At 69.5% G+C, this 24,577-nt stretch carries 19 protein-coding genes; 7 read left to right on the forward strand and 12 right to left on the reverse strand.

Annotated features, from left to right (window positions below; translation table 11 throughout):
• Positions 1 to 56 precede the first annotated feature (56 nt).
• Together O5O54_RS03350 and argB are read right to left on the reverse strand one after the other, a co-directional pair.
• Entirely contained in the window at positions 57 to 785 is a 729-nt protein-coding gene (locus O5O54_RS03350; RefSeq protein ID WP_279478952.1) for a pyrimidine 5'-nucleotidase, read from the reverse strand.
• A gap of 67 nt (positions 786 to 852) precedes the next feature.
• Positions 853 to 1,737, reverse strand: a complete 885-nt coding sequence (gene argB, locus O5O54_RS03355) for an acetylglutamate kinase (RefSeq protein ID WP_279478953.1) — start codon at positions 1,735 to 1,737, stop codon at positions 853 to 855.
• Positions 1,738 to 1,936: 199 nt separating this feature from the next.
• On the opposite strand from argB, the gene O5O54_RS03360 reads away from it, so the two are divergent.
• On the forward strand, positions 1,937 to 2,752 hold the full coding sequence (locus O5O54_RS03360; RefSeq protein WP_279478954.1) for a hypothetical protein: 816 nt from the start codon (positions 1,937 to 1,939) through the stop codon (positions 2,750 to 2,752).
• A 7-nt stretch (positions 2,753 to 2,759) separates the two neighbouring features.
• Here O5O54_RS03360 and O5O54_RS03365 read toward each other — a convergent pair whose 3' ends face one another.
• Positions 2,760 to 3,524: a mechanosensitive ion channel family protein gene (locus tag O5O54_RS03365; protein WP_279478955.1), complete on the reverse strand. Its 765-nt coding sequence runs from the start codon at positions 3,522 to 3,524 to the stop codon at positions 2,760 to 2,762.
• Between the two features lie 566 nt (positions 3,525 to 4,090).
• On the opposite strand from O5O54_RS03365, the gene O5O54_RS03370 reads away from it, so the two are divergent.
• From O5O54_RS03370 to O5O54_RS03385, 4 genes are read left to right on the forward strand one after another with little or no spacing between them, the layout of a single operon-like run.
• On the forward strand, positions 4,091 to 5,827 hold the full coding sequence (locus tag O5O54_RS03370; protein ID WP_279478956.1) for a DUF3369 domain-containing protein: 1,737 nt from the start codon (positions 4,091 to 4,093) through the stop codon (positions 5,825 to 5,827).
• 9 nt (positions 5,828 to 5,836) lie between these two features.
• The gene (locus O5O54_RS03375; RefSeq protein WP_279478957.1) at positions 5,837 to 6,571 is read left to right on the forward strand and encodes a response regulator; all 735 of its coding nucleotides are present in this window, start codon (positions 5,837 to 5,839) and stop codon (positions 6,569 to 6,571) included.
• A gap of 49 nt (positions 6,572 to 6,620) precedes the next feature.
• Positions 6,621 to 9,014 (forward strand): HAMP domain-containing sensor histidine kinase, encoded by a 2,394-nt coding sequence (locus tag O5O54_RS03380; protein WP_279478958.1) that lies wholly within the window; start codon positions 6,621 to 6,623, stop codon positions 9,012 to 9,014.
• A complete protein-coding gene (locus O5O54_RS03385; RefSeq protein WP_279478959.1) occupies positions 9,011 to 10,633 on the forward strand; it encodes an ABC transporter substrate-binding protein in 1,623 nt (540 codons plus the stop codon). Before O5O54_RS03380 ends, O5O54_RS03385 begins: the two co-directional genes overlap by 4 nt.
• Positions 10,634 to 10,637: 4 nt before the next feature.
• Here O5O54_RS03385 and O5O54_RS03390 read toward each other — a convergent pair whose 3' ends face one another.
• Positions 10,638 to 13,280 carry a response regulator gene (locus O5O54_RS03390; RefSeq protein ID WP_279478960.1) on the reverse strand — a complete coding sequence of 881 codons (2,643 nt, stop codon included), beginning with the start codon at positions 13,278 to 13,280 and terminating at the stop codon, positions 10,638 to 10,640.
• Positions 13,281 to 13,394: 114 nt separating this feature from the next.
• Positions 13,395 to 14,576 (reverse strand): fumarylacetoacetate hydrolase family protein, encoded by a 1,182-nt coding sequence (locus O5O54_RS03395; protein ID WP_279478961.1) that lies wholly within the window; start codon positions 14,574 to 14,576, stop codon positions 13,395 to 13,397.
• A gap of 288 nt (positions 14,577 to 14,864) precedes the next feature.
• Between O5O54_RS03395 and O5O54_RS03400 the strand changes: the two genes are divergently transcribed.
• Positions 14,865 to 17,477: a flagellin gene (locus O5O54_RS03400; protein WP_279478962.1), complete on the forward strand. Its 2,613-nt coding sequence runs from the start codon at positions 14,865 to 14,867 to the stop codon at positions 17,475 to 17,477.
• Between the two features lie 103 nt (positions 17,478 to 17,580).
• Here O5O54_RS03400 and O5O54_RS03405 read toward each other — a convergent pair whose 3' ends face one another.
• From O5O54_RS03405 to O5O54_RS03435, 7 genes are all read right to left on the reverse strand, one after another.
• A complete protein-coding gene (locus O5O54_RS03405) occupies positions 17,581 to 18,939 on the reverse strand; it encodes an esterase-like activity of phytase family protein (RefSeq protein ID WP_279478963.1) in 1,359 nt (452 codons plus the stop codon).
• A gap of 92 nt (positions 18,940 to 19,031) precedes the next feature.
• Entirely contained in the window at positions 19,032 to 19,202 is a 171-nt protein-coding gene (locus O5O54_RS03410) for a hypothetical protein (protein ID WP_279478964.1), read from the reverse strand.
• Between the two features lie 65 nt (positions 19,203 to 19,267).
• On the reverse strand, positions 19,268 to 19,693 hold the full coding sequence (locus O5O54_RS03415; protein WP_279478965.1) for a Fur family transcriptional regulator: 426 nt from the start codon (positions 19,691 to 19,693) through the stop codon (positions 19,268 to 19,270).
• A gap of 91 nt (positions 19,694 to 19,784) precedes the next feature.
• Positions 19,785 to 20,762 (reverse strand): metal ABC transporter substrate-binding protein, encoded by a 978-nt coding sequence (locus O5O54_RS03420; RefSeq protein WP_279478966.1) that lies wholly within the window; start codon positions 20,760 to 20,762, stop codon positions 19,785 to 19,787.
• Between the two features lie 22 nt (positions 20,763 to 20,784).
• On the reverse strand, positions 20,785 to 21,657 hold the full coding sequence (locus tag O5O54_RS03425) for a metal ABC transporter permease (RefSeq protein WP_279478968.1): 873 nt from the start codon (positions 21,655 to 21,657) through the stop codon (positions 20,785 to 20,787).
• Positions 21,654 to 22,418, reverse strand: coding sequence for a metal ABC transporter ATP-binding protein (locus tag O5O54_RS03430; RefSeq protein ID WP_279478969.1), 765 nt, complete (start codon positions 22,416 to 22,418; stop codon positions 21,654 to 21,656). Before O5O54_RS03430 ends, O5O54_RS03425 begins: the two co-directional genes overlap by 4 nt.
• Positions 22,415 to 22,537 carry a hypothetical protein gene (locus tag O5O54_RS03435; RefSeq protein ID WP_279478970.1) on the reverse strand — a complete coding sequence of 41 codons (123 nt, stop codon included), beginning with the start codon at positions 22,535 to 22,537 and terminating at the stop codon, positions 22,415 to 22,417. The genes O5O54_RS03430 and O5O54_RS03435 overlap by 4 nt, the downstream gene beginning before the upstream one ends.
• 121 nt (positions 22,538 to 22,658) lie before the next feature.
• Here O5O54_RS03435 and mdoH point away from each other — a divergent pair, with 121 nt between their 5' ends.
• On the forward strand, positions 22,659 to 24,566 hold the full coding sequence (mdoH, locus tag O5O54_RS03440) for a glucans biosynthesis glucosyltransferase MdoH (protein WP_279479413.1): 1,908 nt from the start codon (positions 22,659 to 22,661) through the stop codon (positions 24,564 to 24,566).
• The last annotated feature ends 11 nt before the right edge of the window (positions 24,567 to 24,577 follow it).

Raw genomic sequence — 24,577 nt, forward strand, 5'->3', positions numbered from 1 at the left:
AAGCAATGCCCCGGCGTCCGAAAGGCGCCGGGGTTTTCGCGTCGGGAGTGCGGGCGTCAGGCCCCGCGGATGCGGCGCAGGAATCGCGCGAGGTCGTCCGTCACGAAGTCGATATGGGCGCCGTCGCGCCCTTCGTGCTCCCAGGCGTCGCCGAGCGTCGTCTCGAAGTTCTCCGGTACGATCAGCACGGTGCGCATGCCGAGGCGCTTGGGCACTTCGAGATTGCGCGCGAGATCCTCGAACATGGCGGCGCGGCCCGTGTCGATGCGATGCAAGCCCATGAACTTGTCGTAGGTCTCGGCGGCGGGCTTCGGGATCAGGCCGGCCGCCACGATGTCGAACACGTCCTCGAAATGCTCGAAGATGCCGAGCTGGCGCGCGGTGCGCTCGGCGTGGCCCCGGTCGCCGTTGGTGAAGATGAACTTGCGCCCCGGCAGGGCCGCGATCTCCTCGCCTAGCTTCGGGTCGGGCACCAGCCAGGAATAGTCGATGTTGTGGACGTAGGAGAGGAAGCTGTCCGGGTCGATCCGGTGCACTTCCATCAGCCCGCGTAGCGTCGTGCCGTACTGACGGTAGAAGCTCTTCTGGACCGCCTTGGCCTCGTCGCGCGGGACCGACAGGAGCTCGGCCACGTAGTCCGTCATCTTCGCGTCGATCTGCGAGAACAGGTCGGTGCGGCGGGGATAGAGCGTGTTGTCGAGGTCGAAGACCCAGGTGTCGACATGGGCGAAGTCGGCGGGCTCGGCGTCGCGCGTGCGGCCGATCGTATCGTCGTTGGTGCTCATGATCTCATTCGGCATGGGACGAGCGCGGCGTCAACGTCGAAAGCGGCCGTCTCCCACCTCGCCGCCGTCACGGAACGATGAGCGTACCGGCGCCGTGCTCGGTCAGGAGTTCGAGGAGCACGGCATGGAGGACCTTGCCGTTCAGGATCACGACGCCCTGGACGCCCCGCTCGATCGCCTCGATGCAGGTCTCGACCTTGGGGATCATGCCGCCCGAGATCGTGCCGTCGGCGATCAGGGCGCGGGCCTGCGCCACCGAGAGTTCCTTGATGAGCTGGCCGTCGCGGTCGAGCACGCCCGGAACGTCCGTCAGGAACAGGCAGCGCGCGGCCTGAACGGCACCGGCGATGGCGCCCGCGAACGTGTCGGCGTTGATGTTGTAGGTCGCGCCGTCCCGGCCTGGGGCGACGGGTGCGATCACCGGGATCATCTCGGAGCGCGCCAGGAGGTCGAGCAGCGTGCGGTCCACCTCCACCGGCTCGCCGACGAAGCCGAGGTCGAGCACCCGCTCGATGCGCGAATCGGGATCGACATAGGTCTTCTTGGCCTTCTCGGCGAAGACCATGTTCCCGTCCTTGCCGCACAGGCCGATCGCCCACTCACCCTCGGCGTTGATCAGCGCCACGATCTCCTTGTTGATGGAGCCGGCGAGAACCATCTCGACGATCTCGACCGTGCGCTGGTCGGTGACGCGAAGCCCCCCCTCGAAGCGGCTCTCGATGCCCATCTTGGCCAGCATCGCGCCGATCTGCGGGCCGCCGCCGTGCACCACGATCGGGTTGATGCCCGACTGCTTGAGGAGCGCGATGTCGCGGGCGAAGGCCCGGCCGAGCGTCTGGTCGCCCATGGCATGGCCGCCGTACTTCACCACCACCGTCTTGTTCTCGTAGGCCTGCATGTAGGGCAGGGCCTCGGCGAGAAGATTGGCCTGCATGGCGGCGGTGTCGGTCATGGGGCGGGCTCCCGGCGCGGGTCTTCAGGACAAGTCGGCAAGACGCATAGTTGCGATTCGTGACAGGCTCTAGACCAGGACGCATTCCAAAAGAAGGGCGAGGGCTTCCAAACGCGCTCTCCCCAGTCCGTGGGCAACGAAGGATTAAACCTCTGCTTGCATTGTTGCCTGCGACAGTTTGGCTGAGAGGAGGCCGATCATGCGCATGCCGAGGCCGCAATCGGCGCGAGCCCGAGCAGCCGCCATCGCCGCCGCTTCGGCCATGGCGCAACTGCTGGCTGCAGGAGAAGCCTCGGCCGGCGCCTGGACGCTCGAACGCGGCAGCGGCCTTGCGATCGTCACGGCTGGCGGCTCGCAGGCGAGCGGCGCCTTCGACGGCGACCGCCGCAGCCGCGCCACGTCGCGGTTCCGCAAGGCGGAGATCCAGGTTCTGGCCGAATACGGCGTCACCGATCGCTTCACGCTGCGCGGCCGCACGGAATGGCGGCAGCTCCGCTTCGAGGCGCGCGAGCCGGACTCCGGCCTCGGCGTGTCGGAGATCGGCGGCCGTTTTCGCCTGATGCAGCGCGGAGGCTTCGTCGCTTCCGCGGAGGCGAACCTGCGGATCGCCGAAGCCGACCCGGCGCTGGATCCCGCCGGGGCGGGGCTTCTGGAGGGCGGGGCCGAGGGGCGGCTTCTCGCCGGCTACGGCTTTTCCGTCAACGGCATGGCTGCTTTCGTGGACGGGCAGGGCGCCTATCGCGTGGCGGGGCCGACGAAGGCGGACGAGATCCATGCCGACCTGACTTTCGGCCTTCGGCCTCGCGCGGACCTCCTGCTGCTGGCCCAGAGCTTCTCGGTCGTTGGGCTCGAGGCGGATGGGATCGAGGGCTACGACGCGCACAAGCTCCAGCTCAGCGCGGTCTACGACGTGACGCCCACGGTCGCGGTGCAGGCGGGCGGCTGGGGCACGGTGGCCGGGCGCAACGCGCTGGACGAGCGCGGCCTCCTGGCCGCGCTCTGGCTGAAGTTCTGAGCCACCCTCACGCCGCCTGTGAGCGCACCAGCGACAGGGGCTTGCGCGGCGCCGAGCTGCCCACGGCCTGCTCCAGGACCGCCAGCGTGATCCGCCGCTCGGCCTCGAACACGGCGGCGGGCGCGCAGAACAGGACGACGTCCAGCCGCGGCTTGCCGAACTCGCTGGTGGCGAGGGCGACGCGGGGCTCCGGCGCGCCGGGAGCCGATAAGGCCGAGGCTTCCGCTTCGGCTTGGGCAAGGGCGTCGCGCAGGCCCGTGACCGCTTCCAGCGTGATGGAGAACGTATGGTGCCGCAGGGCGCCGCCGCGCTCCTCGACATGGACACCGCCCGAGAACATCCGGCTGTTGGGGATCACCAGCCGCCGGCCGGTCGGGCGCGAGCCGAGGCTGCGCGCGTCGGTCTCCTGGATCGTCGTCGTCAGCCAGTTCACCGCCGTCACCCGGCCGGACGTTCCGTCGAGATGGACGCGGTCGCCGACGGCGTAGGAACGTCCCGCCCGGCCGGCCAGCGCCCCGGTGGCGCACTGGATCAGCTCCTTGGTGGCCAGAACCAGCGCCATGGCGACGGCCGTCAGCGACAGAAGCAGGGACTGGAGTTCGGCGATCCAGACGAGACCCAGCACAGTGGCGGTCGCGATCACGCACAGGCGGCGCGTCCTGGCCTTGTGCGTGGGAACCAGGCGGTGCGCCAGCGCGGCCAGAAGAAGGGATGCGATGCTCGCCCCGATCTGGGGGGCCAGGGAAAGCGCGGTCTCGGTCAGCGACGTCACGGCAGGCATGCTCCATGCGGGCAGACGCGGCGCACTCGGCGCGGCGTCTCGATGGAGCCGGTCTAGGGACGGCCCGTTGCGCCGCGATGCCACGCATGTTGCGAGCGAAAGCGCGTTCGTTTCGCTTTCGGCGCGGTTTGAAGCGAATCGCGGCCTTGAACGAGGTTGAAAGCGTGTTTCGACCCCGGCTTCTGGAAAAAGCGCAAGGTGCGAAACACTCGCGAAACACCAATGGCTATGCCGAACGACGCCGGAAACATCGCGCCCCTACCAGTCGCACCACCGGGGCGCGAATATCGTGCCCCTTCTCGTCGATGGAGGTTGGACATGATCCGCAACGCCGCATGTCGTCTTGCCCGCCCGTTCCGCTCGGCGCGCTGGACCGGATACTCCGGGGAACAAGGCACCGAGCCGCGGCAGCCGGCGCTCGGCCCTTGCGCGAGCTTGGCTTCCACTTGCGAATTCGACTACGCTTTCTACGCGCATCTTGTGACGTGCCGACGCGCTTCCACGCGTCGCTGATCCGGATCGGGGACGGGGCGCCGGCGTTGGGCGGAGAGGGGTCGATGGCGGGCGAATGGATGAGCTTCGAGGCCGGCGAGCGCGCGCATTCGGTGCCCGCGCCCGCGCCCTGGAAGCTGCTCGTCGTGGACGACGACCGCGCCGTCCACGAGGGCACGCGCTTCGCACTGGAAGCCTTCTCCCTGCACGGCCGGGGGCTTCAGCTGCTCGGCGCCCATTCCGGCGCCGAAGGGCTGGAACAGATGCGCGCGCACCCGGATGTCGCCATCGTGCTCCTCGACGTCGTGATGGAGACCGACGACGCGGGCCTGCGCCTGGCACGCGCGATCCGCGAGGAGCTCGGCAACCCGCTGGTGCGCATCATCCTGCGGACCGGCCAGCCGGGCCAGGCGCCCGAGCACCATGTGGTCGTGGATTTCGACATCAACGACTACAAGGCCAAGACCGAACTCACCGCCGACCGCCTGTTCACCACCATCACCGCGGCGCTGCGCTCCTTCGAACAGCTCAAGAAGCTGGACGACATGCGCGCCGGGCTCGAACTCATCGTCGGCGCCTCGGCCGATCTCCTCAGCGAGCGCTCGCTGACGAGCCTGGCGCGCGGCGTCCTCCTCCAGCTCAACGCGCTCCTGTCGCTGGAGTCGGAAGGCATGCTGGTGCTGCGCGAGGAGGCGGGCCGCGAACCGGCCGTGCTGGCGCGCCTCGGCAGCTTCGAGGCGGGGGAGGGGCTGGATCTCTCCGCACTCTTCCGAGAAGGGGCCGACTGGCGCGCGCCGCTCCATCGCGACGGGCGGGTGCATCTCTACGTGCGCACGGGGGCAGGAGCGGAAATCCTCGTCGTGCTCGACACCGACAAGCCGCTCGACGCGACCCAGAGTTCGCTCGTCTCGGTCTATTGCGCCAAGCTCGCCGCCGCCTTCGACAACGCCCGGATGCATGCCGCGATCGTGGCCGCCAACGAGGGGCTGGAGGCGGAGGTCGGCGAACGGACGCGCGAGTTGCGCACCGCCAACGAGCGGCTGGAGATCCAGAGCAACCAACTGAAGCGCGTCAACGCCTTCAAGAACGAGATTCTCGGCACCGTCGCGCACGACCTCAAGAACCCGCTTGCCGTCATCCTTGGCCGGGCCGAGATGCTGGCGGCGCTGGTGGGCGACCTGCCGGAGGCGATCCGCGGCCCGATCGACACGCAGACCGAGCACCTGCGAACGGCCGCACGCCGCATGACGCGCATCGTCGATCTCTCGGTGTCCGACGCCATGGCCGACGCGATGGACGTTCGCGTCAATCCGCGCGTCGCCGACCTTGCCGAGGTGGTGCGTGCGGCGGCCGAGATGAACGCGCCGCTCGCCGCCTCCAAGGATCAGGTGCTCGCCGTCTCCGTTCCCGGCGCGATCGCCGTCAGCTGCGATCCCGACCGGCTGGGAGAGGCGATCGACAATCTCGTCAGCAACGCCGTGAAATACACGCCGGCCGGTGGGCGGATCGAACTGACGGCGGGCCTCGAGGACGGCGCGGCCTTCGTGCGCGTCTGCGATTCGGGACCGGGCCTCCGGCCGGAGGACCTCGCGCGCCTGTTCGGCCGCTTCCAGCGCCTGTCGGCCCAGCCGACGGGGGGCGAGAGTTCCACCGGGCTCGGCCTGTCCATCGTGCGCAAGATCGTGGACCTCCACGACGGGCGCGTCGATGTCGTCGAGACCGGGCCGCTCGGCGGCGCCGCCTTCACCATCTCCATCCCCTCGGGCCGCCTGCCTTCAGGCCCACTTCCTGCGAGCCTTTGACCGATGCCGATGAGCGAACCCCTGATCGCGGTGGTGGACGACGAGGAGCCGACGCGCGCCATGATCGGCGACTACGTCGGCATGAACGGCTTTCGCACCGTGACATGCGACGGCGGCGCCTCGTTCCGCGAGCTTCTCGCGCGCGAAACGCCCGACCTCGTGGTGCTCGACCTCAACATGCCCGGCGAGGACGGACTGTCGATCGTGCGGTTCCTGAAGACCGAGACGCGCATCCCGGTGATCATGCTGACGGCCACCGCCAGCCTCGTCGACCGGGTGGTCGGGCTGGAGCTCGGGGCGGACGACTATCTCGCCAAGCCCTGCGAACTGCGCGAGCTCCTCGCCCGCATCCGCTCGGTGCTGCGCCGGGCGGCGAGCGCGAACAGCGCGCCGGCCCCCGAGGCCGACACGACGCGGCGCGTGCGCTTCGGCACCAAATGGCTCGATCTCGACGCCCAGCTCCTGTGGGACGACGACGGCGGCTCGGTGCAGCTCGTCCAGAGCGAGTTCAGCCTGCTTAAGGCCTTTGCCGAGAACCCGCGCCGGGTGCTGACGCGCGAGCGGCTCCTGGATCTGGCGAGCGCCCGCGATTCGGACCCGTTCGACCGGGCGATCGACGTTCGCATCACCCGAATCCGCCGCAAGGTCGAGCCCGATCCCGCCCATCCGACCGTGATCCGCACGGTGCGCGGCGCCGGATACATCTTCTCGCCCGAGGCGACGACGGCGACGAAATCGACATGAAACGAAACGGCCCCATGGTCCGGCCGACCCGAGGCCAGCTGGATTTCGCATGGATCATGTTTCCCCCAACCGCCTGACCCCCGTCCTGTCCGGGACGGCGCCCGGCGTTCTGGAAGGGCGGCACGGGCGGTCGCGCCGCCGTTTCCTGTGGCCGACCATCGCCCAGCGCGTGTTCCTCGTCGGCGCCATTCCGATCGCCCTGATCGCGCTGGTCGGCTTCCTGTCCATGGTGCTGCTCGACCGGGCCGATCTCGCCCGCGCCGGCGCGCTGGAAGCCTCCAACATCTACCGGCAGGTGGTCTCGGGCATGAGCGCGCAGGACGCCTTCGTCTCGGGCGCGCGCTCCGGCCGGGAGCGCCAGGCCTCCGCCTTCTCGGCGTCCGTCACCGGCGCCTCGGCGGGCCTGCGCGCCCTGGAGGGGCGCACCGGCGACCCCGCGCAGGCCTCGGCCATCGTGCAGACCCGCGCGACGCTCCAGCGCTACGAGGCGCTGATGGGCGAGCTGACCACCGCGACCCGCGAGAGCGACCGCCTGGTCGCCGAGATGGACGCCCGGCTCCAGGCTCTCCTGCGCCTGACCGACGAGGCGCGCGATCGCCAGACGCGTTCCAACCAGGGCCTCGTCGGCACGCTCACCGCGCGAGACCGGTCGCTAAGCCTCACGCGCGACGTGGTGGACAGCGCGCTCAGCCTGCGCGCGGCGATCGCCGACGGCATGCTGATCCTGCTCAGCGGACGCTCGCCCTCCGAGACCAGCGTCTCGGCCTCCTTCGAGATGGCGCGGGTGCGCAACGCGGCCGCGCGCCTCACCGACGCGATCGACGCCGCCAGGGCCGGAGGCGCGGGCGAGCGCGCCGCCCCCGATCTCGGCTCCGGCAGCCCACGGGCCTTGCGCGACGCGCTGGAACGGGTCGACCGGCAGCTCAAGGTCGACATCTCCGCCCAGCGCACCCTCCAGGGCGAGATTTCCAGTCTCCTCGCCTACACGGTGGACGCGCACGAGACCGAACAGGCGACGCAGAACATCGCGGTCGACACGTTGAAGCTCGCGCGCCAGTCGCGCGACGTGATCGAATCACGCGCCGCCGACGCCATTCCCGCGATCGACGCGCAGGCCCGCGCCATCGGCGAGAAGGTGGCCTCCCTTCCGATCTCGCCCTTGATCCAGAGCGAGATGATCGACGCGCTGGACGCCTGGCGCTCCGGCCTTCGCGCGGTGCGCCAGGGGCTGGAGGAGCAGTCGCGCCTCCTGATCGACATGTCCGACACGGCCGGGATCATGCTCCTCCAGGTGTCGAGCCTCAACAACGACCTGTCGCGGCACGCCGACGCCATCGGCGCGGCCGTCCGCCAGATCCTGTTCGCGGGCGGCGGCATGGCCTTTCTCCTGGCGTCCGGCGCCGGCCTCGTGGTCGCGCGCTCCATCACCAAGCCGCTTCGGCGCCTGGAGCGTGGCATGATCGCGCGCGCCAGCCGCACCGATGCCGGCCTCCTGCCGGAGGCCGACCGGCTGGACGAGCTCGGCTCCATGGCGCGCGCCACCAACAACGTGCTTCTGGAGCGCGACACGCGCGAGGCGGCGCTGCGCCGTGCCAAGGAAGAGTCCGACGAGACGCTGAAGCGCCTGCGCGAGACGCAGGCCGACCTGATCCAGGCCGAGAAGCTCGCCTCGCTCGGCCAGCTCGTCGCCGGCGTCGCGCACGAGATCAACACGCCGCTCGGCGTGGCGCTGACCACCGCCACCACCATGGCGGGCGACGTGCGCCGCTTCGAGGCGGCGACCGCCGACGGACGCGTCACGCGCGAGGCCTTTTCCGCCTTCGTCGCGCGCATGGCGGAAGGCGCGCGCCTCACCACCTCCAATGTCGAACGCGCCGCCGGCCTCGTCCATTCCTTCAAGCAGGTGGCGGCCGACCAGGCGAGCGGCGAGCGGCGCGAGTTCGAGTTCGGCGAGTTCGCGCGCGACCTCTTCACCAGCCTCGGCCCCTTGCGCAAGCGGGCGGGCCACGAGCTGGAGGTGGTCTGCGAGCCGGGCCTGCGCCTCGATTCCTACCCCGGCGCCCTGGCGCAGGTGCTCACCAACCTCCTGTCCAACGCCTATGCCCATGCCTATGCGCCCGGCCAGACCGGCACGATCCGCGTCGAGGCGCATCGGCGGGGCGCGGGCAGCCTGCGCATCGCCTTTTCCGACGACGGGCGCGGCATCGCGCGCGAGGACCGTTCGCGCGTCTTCGACCCGTTCTTCACCACGGGCCGCGCCAGCGGCTCGACGGGCCTCGGCCTCCACATCGTCTTCAACCTCGTGACCGCGACGCTGGGCGGCAGCGTCTCGCTCGCGGGCGGCACGCCCCGAGGCACGACCTTCCTGGTCGACCTACCGCTCGTCGCCCCGCGCCACGAACCGCCGGCCCGCCCCGCCGCCTCGCAAGGATCCGCCCGATGATCTCGCCGCGCCGCCTCGCCCTCTGTCTCGGGCTTGGCCTCTCGCTCCTGTCGCCGCCGGCCTTCGCCAAGACCTTCGTCTTCTGCTCGGAAGGCGATCCGGAGGCGATCAGCCCGCAGCTCGCCATCACCGGCACGGCGATGGACGCGACCAAGCCCATGTTCAACACGCTGGTGGAGTTCCGTCCCGGCTCCACCGAAATCCGCCCGGCGCTCGCTTCCGGCTGGACCATCTCGGCCGACGGGCTGGTCTACGACTTCACCCTGCGCAGCGACGTCGCCTTCCATGCCAACGACGACTTCACCCCGACGCGCCCGATGGAGGCGCGCGACGTCGTCTTCTCGCTGGAGCGGCAGTGGAAGGCGGACCACCCGTTCCACGACGTGTCCGGCGCGCGCTTCGACTACTTCCAGGATTCCGGCTTTCCCGACCTGATCGCCGCGATCGAGGCGCCCGATCCCGGGCATGTGCGCATCCGCCTGACCCGGCCGGAGGCGCCCTTCCTCGCCAACCTCGCCATGCCCTTCATGTCGATCCTGTCGGCCGAGTATGCCGAGCATCTCCTGGCCGAGGGCAAGCCGGAGGTGCTGGACACGAAGCCGGTCGGCACCGGGCCGTTCGAGTTCGTCGGCTACCAGCCGGGCGTCGCCATCCGCTTTCGCGCCTTCGACGGCTACTGGCGCGGACGCCAGCCGATCGACACGCTGGTCTTCTCGATCACGCCCACCACCTCGGCGCGTCTCGCCAAGCTCTCGGCCGGCGAATGCCACATGAGCGCCTTTCCCGACGCCGCCGACCTGCCGGCCCTGCGATCCAGCCAGGAGCTCAAGGTCTACGAGACCGAGGGGCTGAACGTCGGCTATCTCGCCATGAACACGCATGTGAAGCCCTTCGACGATGTGCGCGTGCGCCGGGCGATCAACATGGCGATCGACCGGCAGGCGATCCTGTCGGCGGTCTATGTCAGCGGCGCGGTGGCGGCCAAGAACCCGATCCCGCCGACGCTCTGGGCCTTCGACAACGACATCCGGCCCTATCCCTACAATGTCGCCATGGCCCGCAAGCTCCTGATCGAGGCGGGGCTGGAGAACGGGCTCGACGCCGACATCTGGTACATGCCGGTCTCGCGTCCCTACAACCCGAACGCCCAGCGCGTGGCCGAGATGATCGCGGCCGATCTCGAGAAGCTCGGCATCCGCCTGCACCTGCGCACCACCGACTGGAACGCCTATCGCGTCGCCATCATGGGCAACGAGGACGTGCCGCTGGTGCTCTACGGCTGGGCGGGCGACAACGGCGACCCCGACAACTTCCTGCACACCCTCCTCGGCTGCACGGCGGCGCGCCCCGGCGGCAACAATGTCGCGCGCTGGTGCGACGCGGAGTACGACCGGTTGGTGCGGGAGGCCAAGACCGTGTCGGACGTGGCCACGCGCAAGCGCCTCTACCAGGAGGCGCAGGAGATTTTCCACCGCGAGGCGCCGTGGGTGCCGCTCGCCCACTCGATCTTCTCGGTGGCCGCGCGGCGCGAGGTGACCGGCTATGTCGCCGATCCCCTGTTCTATCACTCGTTCGAGGGCGTGGACCTCGCGCCGGAGGCGGGCTCTCCGCCGGGCTGACCGATCAGGCCGGAACCCGCTGGCAATCGAGCACGCGCGCGATCGCCGCGTCGAGGTCCTCCATGCCGTAGGGCTTGGACAGGATCGTCACCCGCGCGTCCTCGCCAGGCACCACGCCCGCCACGTGGCGGTCGCCGGTCGCGAAGACGACGCCGACGCCGGGCTTCACTTCCCGCGCCTCGTCGGCGAGTTCTGTCCCGGACATGCCGGGCAGGTTGACGTCCGTCACCAGCGCGTCGAAGGGCACGGTCTGGATGGCGGTGAGCGCATCCTCGGCGCGGCCCGCCTCGACCACGACATAGCCGAGGTCCTTCAGCATGTCGGCCGTGTTCATGCGGATCAGGCCGTCGTCCTCGACGAGCAGCACGGTGCCCTTGGTGCCGGCCTCCGCGGTCGGGGACCCGGCCCCGGTGCCGCCCGACTTGGGCGCGGCGACGGTCGCGGGCGCCTCGGCCGCGGCGGGGCTGAGCGACGGACCCTTGAGGGTAGCCTTGCGCGCGACGGCGAGCTGCGCCTGGTTGGCGACGACGTGGCGGATCTTCCGGGCCAGCGCCTCGCGCGTGTAGGGCTTGGACAGGAGCTGCACGCCCGCGTCGAGCCGGCCGCCGTGCACGATCGAGTTCTCGGTGTAGCCGGAGGTGAAGAGGACCGCGAGGTTCGGCAGGCGCTCCTTGGCCTTGCGCGCCAGCTCGGGGCTCTTGAGCTTGCCCGGCATCACCACGTCGGTGAACAGGATGTCGATCGGGATGCCGCTTTCCACCACGTTGAGCGCCGACTGGGCGTCCACCGCCTTGAGCACGCGATAGCCGAGGTCGGTCAGCATCTCGACCGCAGTGGCACGCACCTCCTCGTCGTCCTCGACCACGAGCACGGTCTCCGTGCCGCCCGAGACGGGGCCGGTGTCCACCTCGATCTCCTGGTCCTCGCGCTCGGTGGAGCGCGGCAGGTAGAGCCGGATCGTGGTGCCCTGGCCGACTTCGGAATAGATGTTCACGTGGCCGCCGGACTGCTTCACGAAGCCGTAGACCATGGACAGGCCCAGCCCCGAGCCCTTACCCTCCGCCTTGGTGGTGAAGAAGGGCTCGAACACGCGCTCGATGATCTCCGGGCTCATGCCCGATCCCGTGTCGCTCACCGCCAGCATGACGTACTGCCCGGCCGTGACCTCGTGGCGACGGGCGTAGTCGTCGTCGAGATGGGCGTTGCCGAGCTCGATCGTCAGCTTGCCCTGGCCGTCCATCGCGTCGCGCGCGTTGATGGCGAGGTTCAGGAGCGCGTTCTCGATCTGGGTCGGGTCGATGAACGTGTTCCATAGGCCGCCCCCGAACACGGTCTCGACCTCGACGCCTTCGCCGATCGCCCGGCGCAGCATGTCGTCCATGCCGCGCACGAAGCGCGTGACGTTGACCACCTTGGGCTCGAGCGCCTGGCGCCGCCCGAAGGCGAGGAGCTGGGAGGCGAGCTTGGCACCGCGCGAGACGCCCGCCAGCGCGTTGCGCACGCGCGTCTCGGCCCGCTCGTTGCCGGCGATGTCCTTGAGAAGGAGCTGGAGGTTGCCGGAGACGACCTGCAGGAGGTTGTTGAAGTCGTGCGCGACGCCGCCCGTCAGCTTGCCGACCGTTTCCAGCCGCTGCGCGCGGTTCAGCGCGGCCTCGGCGGCCTGCCGCTCCTCGACCGCCTGAACGACGCGCTGCTCCAGCGTCTCGTTGAGCTGGCGAAGCTGTTCCTCGGCGCGCTCGCGATGACGGATCTGCCGCTCCAGGATGCCGGCGTGCTCGCGCAACTGCTCCTGCGCGAGGCGCTCCTCGGTGACGTCCGTGTGGACGCCCACCCATTCGCGCAAGGTTCCGTCCTCGTCGATGATCGGCACCGCGCGGATGGCGAACTGGCGCCATTCGCCCGACGTCACCCGCACCCGGTGCTCGAAGACGAAGGTCGATCGCGTCGCCACCGCCTCGTTCCAGGCCGCGATGGAGGCGTCGGCATCGTCGGGATGGACGGCCGAAGCCCAGCCGAACCCCTCGTACTCGGCTTCCGTCTGCCCGGTGAGCGCGCTCCAGCCGGGCTGCTCGCCGCTCATCCGCCCTTCGGCCGAGTTGGTCCAGAGGGTGGAATGGATCGCCGCCACGGCGGCGCGGAAGCGGTCGTTGGAACGGCGGAGATCATGGCGGACCGCCTCGCGTTCCGTGTGCTCGATCACGGTGCAGAGCACGCCGCCGACGGCGCCCGACACGTCGCGGATCGGCGTGTAGAAGAGGTCGAACACGACGTCGCAGAAGCTGCCGTTGCGGAAGAGGCGCATCGGCTGGTCGCGATAGCTCTCCGACCGTCCGCCGAAGCCCGCCTCCAGGATCCGGCGGTTCCAGTCCCAGATTTCCGGCCAAACGGTGGGGACGGTTCCGCCGAAGGCCGCCGGATGCTTGCTCCCGGCGATCTCGCTGTAGCCGTCGTTGTAGATCATCACGTGGTCCGGTCCCCACATGAGGACCTTGGGGATCTGCGAATCGAGGACGGTGTCGACCACGATGGACAGGGCGGGAGACCAGGTCGCGCGCGGCCCGAGCGGCGTGGCCGACCAGTCGGTCCGCTCGAGAAGAGCCCGCGCCGTCACCGCTGCGTCCGGTTGAAGGTCGAGCGCTACGCTCATGCGTGTGGTCCCCCGGTTCTGGATGCGGGTCCTTGCGGCCCCCGAAGCTAACGCATTGGCATGCCGCCAAATTGCGACTTCGGCAAGGCCGGTCGGGCAACACCCCAGGCGGACTCAGGCCCCCCGGCCGAGCAGTCCGCGTCCGGCGAGATAGCGCATCAGCTCGGTGATTCCAGAGCGCCAGGGCTGGGCCTTGTCGGTGTGGACCACCGTGTTCTCCAGCCGGCCGAGGCGCGGCGAGGCGATGGAGACGCGGTCGCCGACTTTGTGGGTGAAGCCCTTGCCCGGCGCGTCGCGGTCCTCGACCGGCGCGAACAGCGTGCCGAGATAGAGCATCATGCCGTCGGGATACTGGTGGTGGCGGCCCAGCGCCTGGGATACGAGGTCGGCCGGATCGCGGCTGATCTCCCGCATTGAGGAATGCCCGTCCAGCCGATAGCCGTCCTCGGCCCCCTCGACCGTCAGCGTCAGCTCGGCCGCGCGCACGTCGTTTAGCGTGAAGCGGTCGTCGAACAGGCGCACGAAGGGGCCGATGGCGCTCGACGCGTTGTTGTCCTTGGCCTTGCCGAGAAGCAGCGCCGAGCGGCCCTCGACGTCGCGAAGGTTCACGTCGTTGCCGAGCGTGGCGCCCCGGATCTCCCCGCGCGAGTTGACGGCGAGCACCACTTCGGGCTCCGGGTTGTTCCATTCGGACGAGGGCAGGATGCCGATCTCCGAGCCCCAGCCGACGCTGGCCAGAACCGGCGCCTTGGTGAAGACCTCGGCGTCCGGCCCGATGCCGACCTCCAGATACTGCGACCAGTATCCGCGCTCCTGCAGGATGCGCTTCACTTCCGCAGCCTTTTCGGACCCCGCCACGACGTCGGTGAGCGCCCCGCCGATCACCTCGGCGATCTCGCCGCGGATCGAGGCGGCCAGCGACAGGTCGCCCTTGGCCCGCTCCTCGATCACCCGCTCGATCATGGAGCGGGCGAAGGTGACGCCGCAGGCCTTCACCGCCTGGAGGTCGCACGGGGCCAGAAGCACGGGCGCCGTCTCGCGCCCCTCTCCGTTGCGCCGGCTGGCCTCCACGACGGCGGCGAGGTCCCAGGTCCGCGCGTCCGAGACGCGCGACAGGGCGGCGACGGGATCGGGGAGTTCGAGGAGCTGCGACAGGGTCGGGGCGGCGCCCGTCGCCTCGACCAGCGTCTCTTCGTGCAGGGTGACGAGAACCGGACCGCCGGTCTCGGAGTCGAACAGCCGGCCGACCAGGACGGCGTCGGCCGCGTCCGCGGGAAGAAGGGAAGTCGCGCTCATGTCGTATCGCCCATATCCGGAGGCGCGAATCGCGCCCGTCGCGCGCGAGAGGACTCCAGAACCGGACCGGGGCGCAAGCGCCCGTCGTGCTGCGCTGCGGGATGGGACGCGGCGGGGAGTGGCGTCGAAATTCGATCGCGTTAGATGTTTGTTCAGTCTCGAAGGCTAGAACCGAAGACGCAGCAGCGAACAGTGCGGCCGTTGGCCCAGGTGTCGCCAGGCATGATGCCGATGTTGCCCGACGGTCCGACCGTCATGTCCCACGAGTCATTTTTTCGGGACAACACCATGACCTCCGTGAACACCAACGCCGCCGCCATCACCGCGCTGCGTACCCTCCAGAGCACCAACCAGCAGCTCGACTCCACCCAGGCGCGCATCTCGACCGGCCTCAAGATCGGCTCGGCCAAGGACAACGCCGCCTACTGGTCGATCTCCACGACCCTGAAGTCCGACAACAAGTCGCTGTCGACCGTCAAGGACGCGCTCGGCCTCGGCGCCGCGACCGTCGACGTCGCCTATCAGGGCCTCAACAAGGCCAAGGACGTCCTCGACGAGATCAAGTCGAAGGTGACCGCGGCCACCCAGGACGGCGTCGACCGCTCCAAGATCCAGGCCGAGATCGCCGAGCTGCAGAAGCAGCTCAAGTCGATCGCCGACTCCTCCGTCTTCTCGGGCGAGAACTGGCTCTCGGTCGACTCGTCGCTCTCGACCTTCAACGCCGACAAGAACGTCGTCGCCTCGTTCTCGCGCGCCGCGAACGGCTCGGTCTCGATCGGCACGATCGGCGTCAACATCGGCACCGTGAAGCTCTTCGACAGCAACGCCAATGCCGACGGCATCCTCGACGTCAAGGTCGGGATGAAGGACTCCGCCGGCAACGCGATGACGGTCGGCGGCTTCAACGCCGGTGTCGATCCGTCGACGGCTGCGCTGAACTTCTCCGGCACGGGCACCGGTGCGACGTCGACGTCCGCCGCCGGCGCCGTTGCGACGCTCGGCACGCTCAACCTCGCCGGCGTCACGGCGGGCGATCGCCTGACCTTCGACCTGACGGTCGACGGTGCTTCGGGCACGGTCTCGCTCGACACGACGGGCCTGACCTCGGCCAACTTCGCAAGCAAGCTGCAGCAGGCGGTCGAAAACGCCGTCGGCGCTGGCAAGGCCACCGTCAAGCTCGGCGGCAATCCGGCTGGCACGTCCGGCCTGATCACGATCGAAGCCGCCAGCAGCGGCACCGCGTCGACGATCACGGTCGGCCAGACGCAGGTCGTGGACGGCGACGGTGTCGTCACCTCGACCGGCGGCATGCTGACCGGTGCCTCGCTCCCGGCTCCGGTGTTCGGAACCTCGACGAAGGCCGCTGTTGATTTCGGCACCTACACCGCGCCGACGGTCGACATCGCTTCGACGGATACCTACAGCTTCGATGTCCAGTACGGCTCGACGGTGGAGCGGATCTCCGGCACCTACGGTACGGACTTCGCCGGCGCTGCGACGGCCAACCGTCCGACGGCCGCCGAGTTCGCCACCTGGCTGCAGGGCAAGATCGACACCGCCTTTGCCGGTTCTGCCTTCAACGGCACCGGTGCGACGTACACGGCCGGCGACATCGACGTTTCCGAGAACACCGGCGCATTCAGCCTGACCTCGAAGAACGCGGGTGCGGATCAGGCGATCGGCCTCACGAGCTTCAGCGGTACCGTGAACGGTGCTGCGAGCATCTTCGGCCTGGACGCGGACTCGGCTTCGAGCACGGCGGGTCAGACCGGCAAGGTCGGCTACGGCACGGCCACTGAGGCGACGCTGACGATCGGCACGTTCGTGAACGCGGACATCAAGCCGAACGACCGCATCTCCTTCGTGGTGAACGTCGGCGGCAACCAGCAGACGGTCACCGTCTCCACCGAGGGCCTGACGGGCGTTCTCGCCGATCGCGCCGCGGATGCGGGCCGCCTCCAGACCAAGGTGCAGACGGCGCTGAACGCCCTCTACACCTCGAACGCGCCGACCTTCGCCATCGACACCACGTCGTGGGCGATGACCCTGAAGACGGCCACCACCGGCCCGTCCGCGTACCTGGCGATCGCCAACGTCGCGGCGGTCAATGGTGACACCGTCTCCTCGCAGAAGGGCGGCATGACGACTGTCACGGCTCCCACGACGACGCAGGGTACCGACAACAGCGGCGCCACCGTGGCCTCGCTGGTCAGCGGCACGGCCTTCGCCGGCCCGCAGACGCTCGGCGCCGACGACAAGATCTCGTTCGACATCGCCGTCAACGGCGCGACGACGCGGATCAACATCGACAAGGCCCGCGTCAACACGGCGCTCGGCCTCGGCGTGAACGGCAGCGGCACGATCGGCAACGTCACCGACTACGCGACCGTCCTGAATTCGGCCCTTTCGGCCGCGCTCGGACCCAGCGTCGTGACGGCTTCGGGCAACACGACGACCAACATCCTGACGCTCACCAAGGCGTCGGCTGCGGGCGTCGGCACGATCGCCGTCTCCAACGTCGCGTCCAGCGCCGGTGCCGACACGATGTCGATCGACAAGATCGACGTCACCGAAACCACCCTGGCTTCGATGGGTGTCAACAGCAGCAACCGCAAGGACGTCTTCGCCGCGTACATCTCGCTGGTGAACGATGCGATCAACAAGGTGACCACCGCGGCTTCCAGCCTCGGCTCCGTCGCCTCGCGCATCGACATGCAGAAGTCCTTTGTGAATACGCTGATGGACACGATCGACAAGGGCGTGGGCCAGCTCGTCGACGCCGACATGACCGAAGAGTCCACCAAGCTCCAGGCGCTGCAGGTCAAGCAGCAGCTCGGCGTGCAGGCTCTGTCGATCGCCAACCAGTCGGCGCAGAACGTGCTGTCGCTCTTCCGCGGCTAATAACGGGGACCCGAAAAGGGCCGGCGCCTCCGGGCGCCGGTTCCCGACCGGGACAAGAGGCCCCCGGACCGAAAGGTCCGGGGGCCTTTTCGCGTCGCGCGCCTCAGCGCGCGTTCAGGAGGTCGGCGGCCTCGATCAGAACGAACTCGTTGTCATCAGCCCGATCCAGCGCGCGGCCGGCCGAGTAGGGGAAGTTGTTGTCGTTGGCGACCACGATATGGGTGTCGTCCACCCGGTCGACGTTCTCGATGGTCACGAAGGGCATGTCGTAGACGCCGTCCCGCGTGCCCTGGCGGGCGACGCCGGCCGCGTCCTTGACGTCCATCAGGTCGATATAGCCGATCTTCCTCACCGGCCCGCCGACATTGGCGTCGCTCATCTCGATCTTATAGACGCGCTTCAGCTTGGCGGGCGCCGCGAAGCAGTCCTGCTTCGCCTCGCCCTCGCACGCCTGATCCGCCCGCCCGGCGCCGTTGTCGCGCTCGATCACCAGCGCCGTCGTGTCGTCCAGCATGTTGAAGTCGCCGATGGCGACGCCCCCCTGGCTCAGCGGATACATCCAGGAGCGGCCCGTCCAGTCGCCCTTGGCGGTGTCGAACTCGACGACGCGCAGGGCCGTGCGCCCGTCTTCGGTCGTCTCCGGCTTGCCGTCGGCAAAGAGCGGGCCTTCCAGCATGGCGTAGAGATGCGCGCCGTCCGGCGAGCGCGCGAGGCCCTCGAAGCCGCCGGAGCGCTTGAGGTTGAAGGTGGGCAGGGGCTTGGTCGGATCGGCCGGAAGCTGCAGCGCCGGATGGTCGGGCGACTTGACCGCGGTCTCGCCGACCCGCGTCTCGTGGACCGACCGGAGCTTTCCCTCCCGGTCGAAGTGCAGGAGCCAGGGTCCGAACTCCTCGCCGACGAAGAACCCGTCCGCCACCGGCTGGATCGATTCCACGTCGAAGTCGGCGCCCGTCAGGTAGCGCTTGTCCGAGCCCTCCAGGACGATGGGGAAGGGCGCCTTGCGGTCGGGGTCGGAAAGGAACACGGTCTCGCGCCGATCGACGGTTCCCGCGTCCCAGTCGATCGCGATGTGGTGCAGCATCAGCATCGCGTCGCTGGAATTCGCCTTGGCGCCGAAGCCGTTGTCGGAGAGGGTCCAGAACGTGCCGTCCTCCATGCGGCGGATGCCGGAGAAGCCCTGGACGGCCTGGCCGTCGATCGGCAGCGAGAAGCCCGTGGGGCGAAGGCCGTCCTTGCCCGGCACCGTGCCGAGCGCGTCGGTGCGGCGGCGGTCGGGCGTCGTGAACTTGCCGGCGTGGCCGAGATGGGCCGGGGCGTCCTGCGGCGCGGCGAGCGTCGTGTCGGCGGGCAGCACGGCTTGCGCCTTCAGGGTCGCGGGGAATCGGGTGCCTTCCGCGTCTTGCGCCAGGGCGGCGGTTCCCAGGGCAAGCAGGGCGAGGCTGGAGGCGAGAAGCGTCTTCATGTCGGTCGGTTTCCTGTTGGCCGGACGGCCGGAAAACCAACCCAAAAGCGTGACAGCCGAGCGACGCGCGGATGACGCCTAGGTGACGGAGCTCAGGACCCGCCGCGATCCGCCTCGTCCTCGCGCTCCGGCCTCTCGCCCGGCACAGGCTCGGGAACGGCGTGCGCGTCGTCGCCGGGCAGGCTCCGGTCGTCGTCCTCGCCGCGGCGGCGGATCTCCGCGATGTCGGTGCTGATCGGGCTGGCGCCCGGAATGCGGCTCATGGTGCTCCTCCCGAAAGTGTTCGGAGGAAGCAAGCCGCTGCCGGCCGTCATGGTTCCCCTGGCCGTCAGGCGCAGGCGGCGCACAGGCCCTTGATCTCGACGGTGGTGCGCTTCGGGCGGAAACCCGTCTCGCCGGCCCAGGCCCCGAGCCGCGATTCCACGACCGCATCGGCGAACTCGGCGACGGCGCCGCATTTCTCGCAGATCGCGAAGGCCGTCAGCGAATGGGCGCAGGCATGGGGATGGGCGCAGGCGACAAAGGCGTTGAGGCTTTCCAGCCGGTGGACGAGGCCCGTCTCCAGAAGCTTCTCCAGCGCCCGGTAGACCTGCGGCGGCGCGCGCAGACCCTCCCCGCGCAGGGCGTCCAGGATGGAATAGGCGCTGAGCGGCCCGTCGGCGCGTTCCAGCGTCTCGAAGACCAGCTTCTGGTTGCGCGTCAGCCCCTTGGCCTCGCCATGGTCGCGGGCATGGTCGTGATGGTGATGGCTCATGCCGTTCGCGGTCCTTCCGGCGGGCGAAGCCCGGTGCTCCTTCATATGGTCGGGATCGGCGCCTCGTTCAAAGGGCGCCGATCGTCCCGCCTCAGCTCGTCTTCAGCGCCTCGACCAGCTGCGAGACGTTGTGGCGGACCATATCGAGATAGGTTGGGGCCGGGCCGCCCGGTTCCGACAGGCTGTCGGAGAAGAGCGAGCCGCCGATCCGGGCGCCGGTCTCGGCGGCGATGCGCTCGACGAGGCGCGGGTCGGAAATGTTCTCCACGAAGACGGCCGGGATCTTTTCGGCGCGGATCTGGTCGATGATACGGGCGACGTCGGCGGCGGAGGCTTCCGATTCGGTGGACACGCCGTTCGGGGCGATGAACTGGATGCCGTAGGCCTTGCCGAAATAGCCGAAGGCGTCGTGCGAGGTGACCACCTTGCGCTGGGCCGCCGGGATCGCGCCGAGCTGCTGCCGGACCTGCCCGTCCAGCGCCTCCATCTCGGCGATATAGGCCTCCCCGTTGCGCTCGTAGTCGGCCGCGTTGGCGGGATCGGCCGCCTTCAGGGCGTCGGTGATGTTGCGGGCGTAGATCCGTCCGTTGGCGAGGTCCTGCCAGGCATGGGGGTCGCTCGGGCCGTGGTCGTGGCCCCCGTGGTCGTGGCTCTCATGCGCGTGGCCCTCGTGCGCATGATCGTCGTGGGCGGCATGCTCGTCGTGCTCTCCCTCCTCGAAGGGGATGGGCGTCACGCCGGTCGCCGCCTCCACCGTCTCGCCTTTGAAGCCGGAGGTCGAGACGAGGCGGGGGAGCCAGCCCTCGAAGCCGAGACCGTTGGTGACGAGGAGCTTCGCCTTGCCGAGGGTGCGGGCGTCGGCAGGTGTCGGCTCGAAGACGTGGGCGTCGCCGCCGGGGCCGACGAGGGTGGAAACGGCGACGTGGTCGCCGCCGATGCGGCCGGTCATGTCGGCGAGGATCGAGAAGGAAGCGACGACAGGCAGGGGTTCCTGCGCCTGTGCCCCCGTGAGCGACAGAAGCGCGGCGGCGCCGGCGGCAAGGCCGAGAAGGTGACGACGATGGATCATGCTGGGGTCTCCGGTTGGAGGGTCAGCCCGCCGCCAGGCCGCCCCGGAGGGCGCGGGAGGCGAGGCTGTCGACGCGCCCGACGAGAACCGACAGGGCGTAGAACCCGCTCGCCGACAGAATGATGGCGGGCGAGGCGGGAAGGCTGAGGTGGTAGGAGGCGAGGAGCCCGACCACTGAGGACAAGAGGCCGACGAGGATCGCGACAGCCATCTGGCCGGCGACGCTTTCGGCCCAGAACCGCGCGGCCGTGGCGGGCAGCATCATGATGCCGACCACCATGAGCGTGCCGAGCGCCTGGAAGCCGCCGACGAGGTTGAGGACGACCAGCGCCACGAAGCTCATGTGCACGACCCCGCCCCAGCCGCCGACCGCGCGCAGAAAGCCGGGATCGAGGCATTCCACGACCAGCGGCCGATAGATCGCGGCGAGCGCCAGCATGGTGAGGCTGGCGATGGAGGCCATGAGGAAGAGCGCGGGATCGTCGAGCCCGAGGACGGTGCCGAAGAGGACGTGGAGAAGGTCGATGTTGGAGCCGCGCACCGAGACGAGCAGCACGCCGAGCCCCAGCGAGAAGAGGTAGAAGGCGGCGAAGCTCGCGTCCTCGCGCAAGCTGGTGTAGCGCGATACGAGCCCGGCGAGGAAGGCGACGAAGAGCCCCGTCAGGATGCCGCCGAGCGTCATGGCGAAGAGCGAGAACCCGGCCACCAGGAAGCCGACCGCCGCGCCCGGCAGGATGGCGTGCGCCATCGCGTCGCCGACGAGGCTCATGCGCCGGAGCACCAGCACCACGCCGAGCGGGCAGGCGCCGAGCGCCAGCGCCAGGCACCCCGCCAGCGCCCGTCGCATGAAGGCGTAGTCGGCAAAGGGCGCGAGGGCGAGGTCGTAGAGGCTCATGCGGCTTGCGCCCGCTCGCCGGGGGCCTGCGTGTCGAGGCTCTCGCCGAGCGCCTGCGCCCGGGCGAGGTTGGGCCGCGCCAGCGCCTCTTCGGTCCGGCTCCAGGCGATCGTCTCGCGCGCCAGGAGCAGGGTCTCGGGGAAGTACTGGCGCACGAGGTCTATGTCGTGCAGGACCGCGATCACCGTGCGCCCTTCCCCGTTCCAGCGCTTCACGAGGTCCATCAGCTCGCGCGTCGTGCGCGCGTCGATGGCGGTGAACGGCTCGTCGAGAAGGAGAAGGCGCGCGTCCTGGAGGAGAAGGCGGGCGAAGAGCGCGCGCTGGAGCTGGCCGCCCGATAGGGTGCCGACCAGCCGGTCCTCCAGCCCGTCCAGCCCGACGGCGGCGATCGCCGCCTCCGCCTCGCCGGCGAGCTCGCGCCCGATCCGGCCGAACGGGCCCGAACGGCGCCAGAGACCGAGAGAGACGAGATCGAGGACGCTGATGGGAAAGGACCTGTCGAGGTCGGCCGCCTGCGGAAGATAGCCGATGTCGCGGCGATGGATGCCGTCCACCAGAACCTTGCCGCCGGACGCCCGGACGCTGCCCATGATGCCCTTCAGGAGCGTGGACTTGCCCGCCCCGTTGGGTCCGACCACGGCCGTCATCGAACCGGGCGCGAAACGGCCCGTGACGCGCGAGACCGCCGTCCGGCGCCGGTAGGCCAACGTCAGGTCGCGCAGTTCCACGGCGGGGGCGCGGGGCAGCGTTTCCACCCTCACGCGGAGATCGCCCAGAACACGGCGCCCCACAGCACGAGGACGCCGAGAAGGGCGACGCCGAGGCGCTCCAGCGCGGAGCGCCGCAGGACGGACGGGGATCGGGAACGGATCGGGGGCATGGACTCGGCGGGGGACGATCTCAACGGAGAAAGTGATATAACATTACGCCGTCGACCTGCAAGCCGGTCCCCTCCGTTTGCAGGCGGACCCGCAGCGTTCACCATGGTGGCGGACTAGCCGCTGCACGCGTTCGCGCCACATTGCGGACGCGATGACAAGCGAGGCAGCAACCGCTATGACGCGGCGCATGCGCCGCGGCTCGGCGTCCTCGAACTCCCGCGCCGGGATGGGAATACGATGGTTTTGGGCAGACTCCTCTTCGCGCTCACCGCGCTGGTTCTGGCCGCGCTGGCCGGCGTCCTGTTCGCGGTGGTGATCACCGCCAACGGGACGACCTGGCTTCACGTCATCCAGATCGTGCTTCTGGCGATCTGCTGCGTCTGGCTCGCCTGGGGCTTCAACACGGCGGTGACCGGCATCCTGTTCGGACGCACCCGGAAGCGCGAGCGCAGAAGCGGCCTGCCGCCCGCCTCGCGCCACAAGACGGCGATCCTGGTGCCGGTCTACAACGAGGACGCGGGCGCCGTGATGGCGCGGGTGGCGGCGATGATCGAGGGCCTGCGCTTCATCCGGCGCATGGACAATTTCGTCTTCTTCGTCCTGTCCGATTCGACCAAGCCGGAATGCGTCGCGGACGAGAAGCGCACGATCCTGAAGCTCGCGGGCGAGCTCGAGACCGGTTCGATCCTGTTCTACCGCAACCGCGTCAAGAACGTGAACCGCAAGGCCGGCAACATCGAGGACTACGTCACCAACTACGGCGGCGCCTACGAATACATGATCGCACTGGACGCCGACAGCCTGATGCGGCCGGAGACGCTGGTCGAGATGGTGGCGCGCATGGACGCCGACCCCGAACTCGCCCTCCTCCAGACGCAGCCGCTGATCATCGGCCGCAAAACGCTGTTCGGCCGCGCGCTGCAGTTCTCCGCCGCGCTCTATTCGCCGATCTTCTCGCGCGGCATCGCCGCCCTGCAGGGGCGCGAGGGGCCGTTCTGGGGGCACAACACGATCATCCGCACGAAGGCCTTCGCCGACTGCTGCGGCATGCCCAAGCTCTCCGGAAAGCCGCCCTTCGGCGGGCTGATCCTGTCCCACGACTTCGTGGAGGCCGCGCTCCTGTCGCGCTCGGGGTGGAAGGTGCGGCTCGACCCGGACCTCGAAGGTTCCTTCGAGGAGGCGCCCGCCAACATCATCGAATATGCCAAGCGCGACCGGCGCTGGTGCCAGGGCAACCTCCAGCACGGGCGGCTCCTCCGGGCGCCGAACCTGAAGCTCTGGAGCAAGGTCTCCATGATCTCCGGCATCATGGCCTATGCGGCCTCGCCGATCTGGCTCCTGTTCCTGATCGCCTCCATGCTTGACCCGGTGCTGGCGCCCGCGCCCAACTACTTTCCGGCCGACAGCCTGTTTCCCGTCTTTCCGACACCCGAGACCGGCAAGGCGCTGCTTCTTCTGCTGGGCATCTTCCTGCTCCTGCTTCTGCCCAAGACCCTGATCGCCTTCCACACGGCCATGTCGCGCCGGGCCTCGCGCTTCGGCGGGGGCTGGGCGGTGCTGCTCGGCGCGACCTGCGAGCTGATCCTCACCAGCGCGCTGGCCCCGATCATGATGCTGTTCCAGTCCAAGGCGGTGGCCGAGATCCTGATGGCGCGCGACAGCGGCTGGCCGGCGACCGAGCGCGAGGACGAGGGGCTCCCCTTGTCGGCCGCCTTCGCGGCGAGCTGGTGGATGATGATCGCGGGCGCCGTTCTCGGCACCGTCGCCTACGTCTATTCGCTGCAGCTCTTCCTCTGGGTCTGCCCGATCGCCATCCCGCTCTTCTTCGCGCCCTTCTTCATTTCGCTCACCGGCGATCCGGGGCTCGGGGAAAGGGCGCGCAAGCTGTCGATCTTCAACACGCCCTTCGAGACCGAGCCGGAGCCCGTGATCCGCGCGGCGGCGGTCTGGCACGCGCGCCTGTCGGGCGAGACGGACCAGCGCCGGGACGCGGCCGAGACGGCGACCGGCCTGGCGCAGCCGGCCTGAGGAACGGGGAG

This window comes from Aureimonas sp. SK2, assembly GCF_029813115.1.
Lineage (GTDB): Bacteria > Pseudomonadota > Alphaproteobacteria > Rhizobiales > Rhizobiaceae > Aureimonas.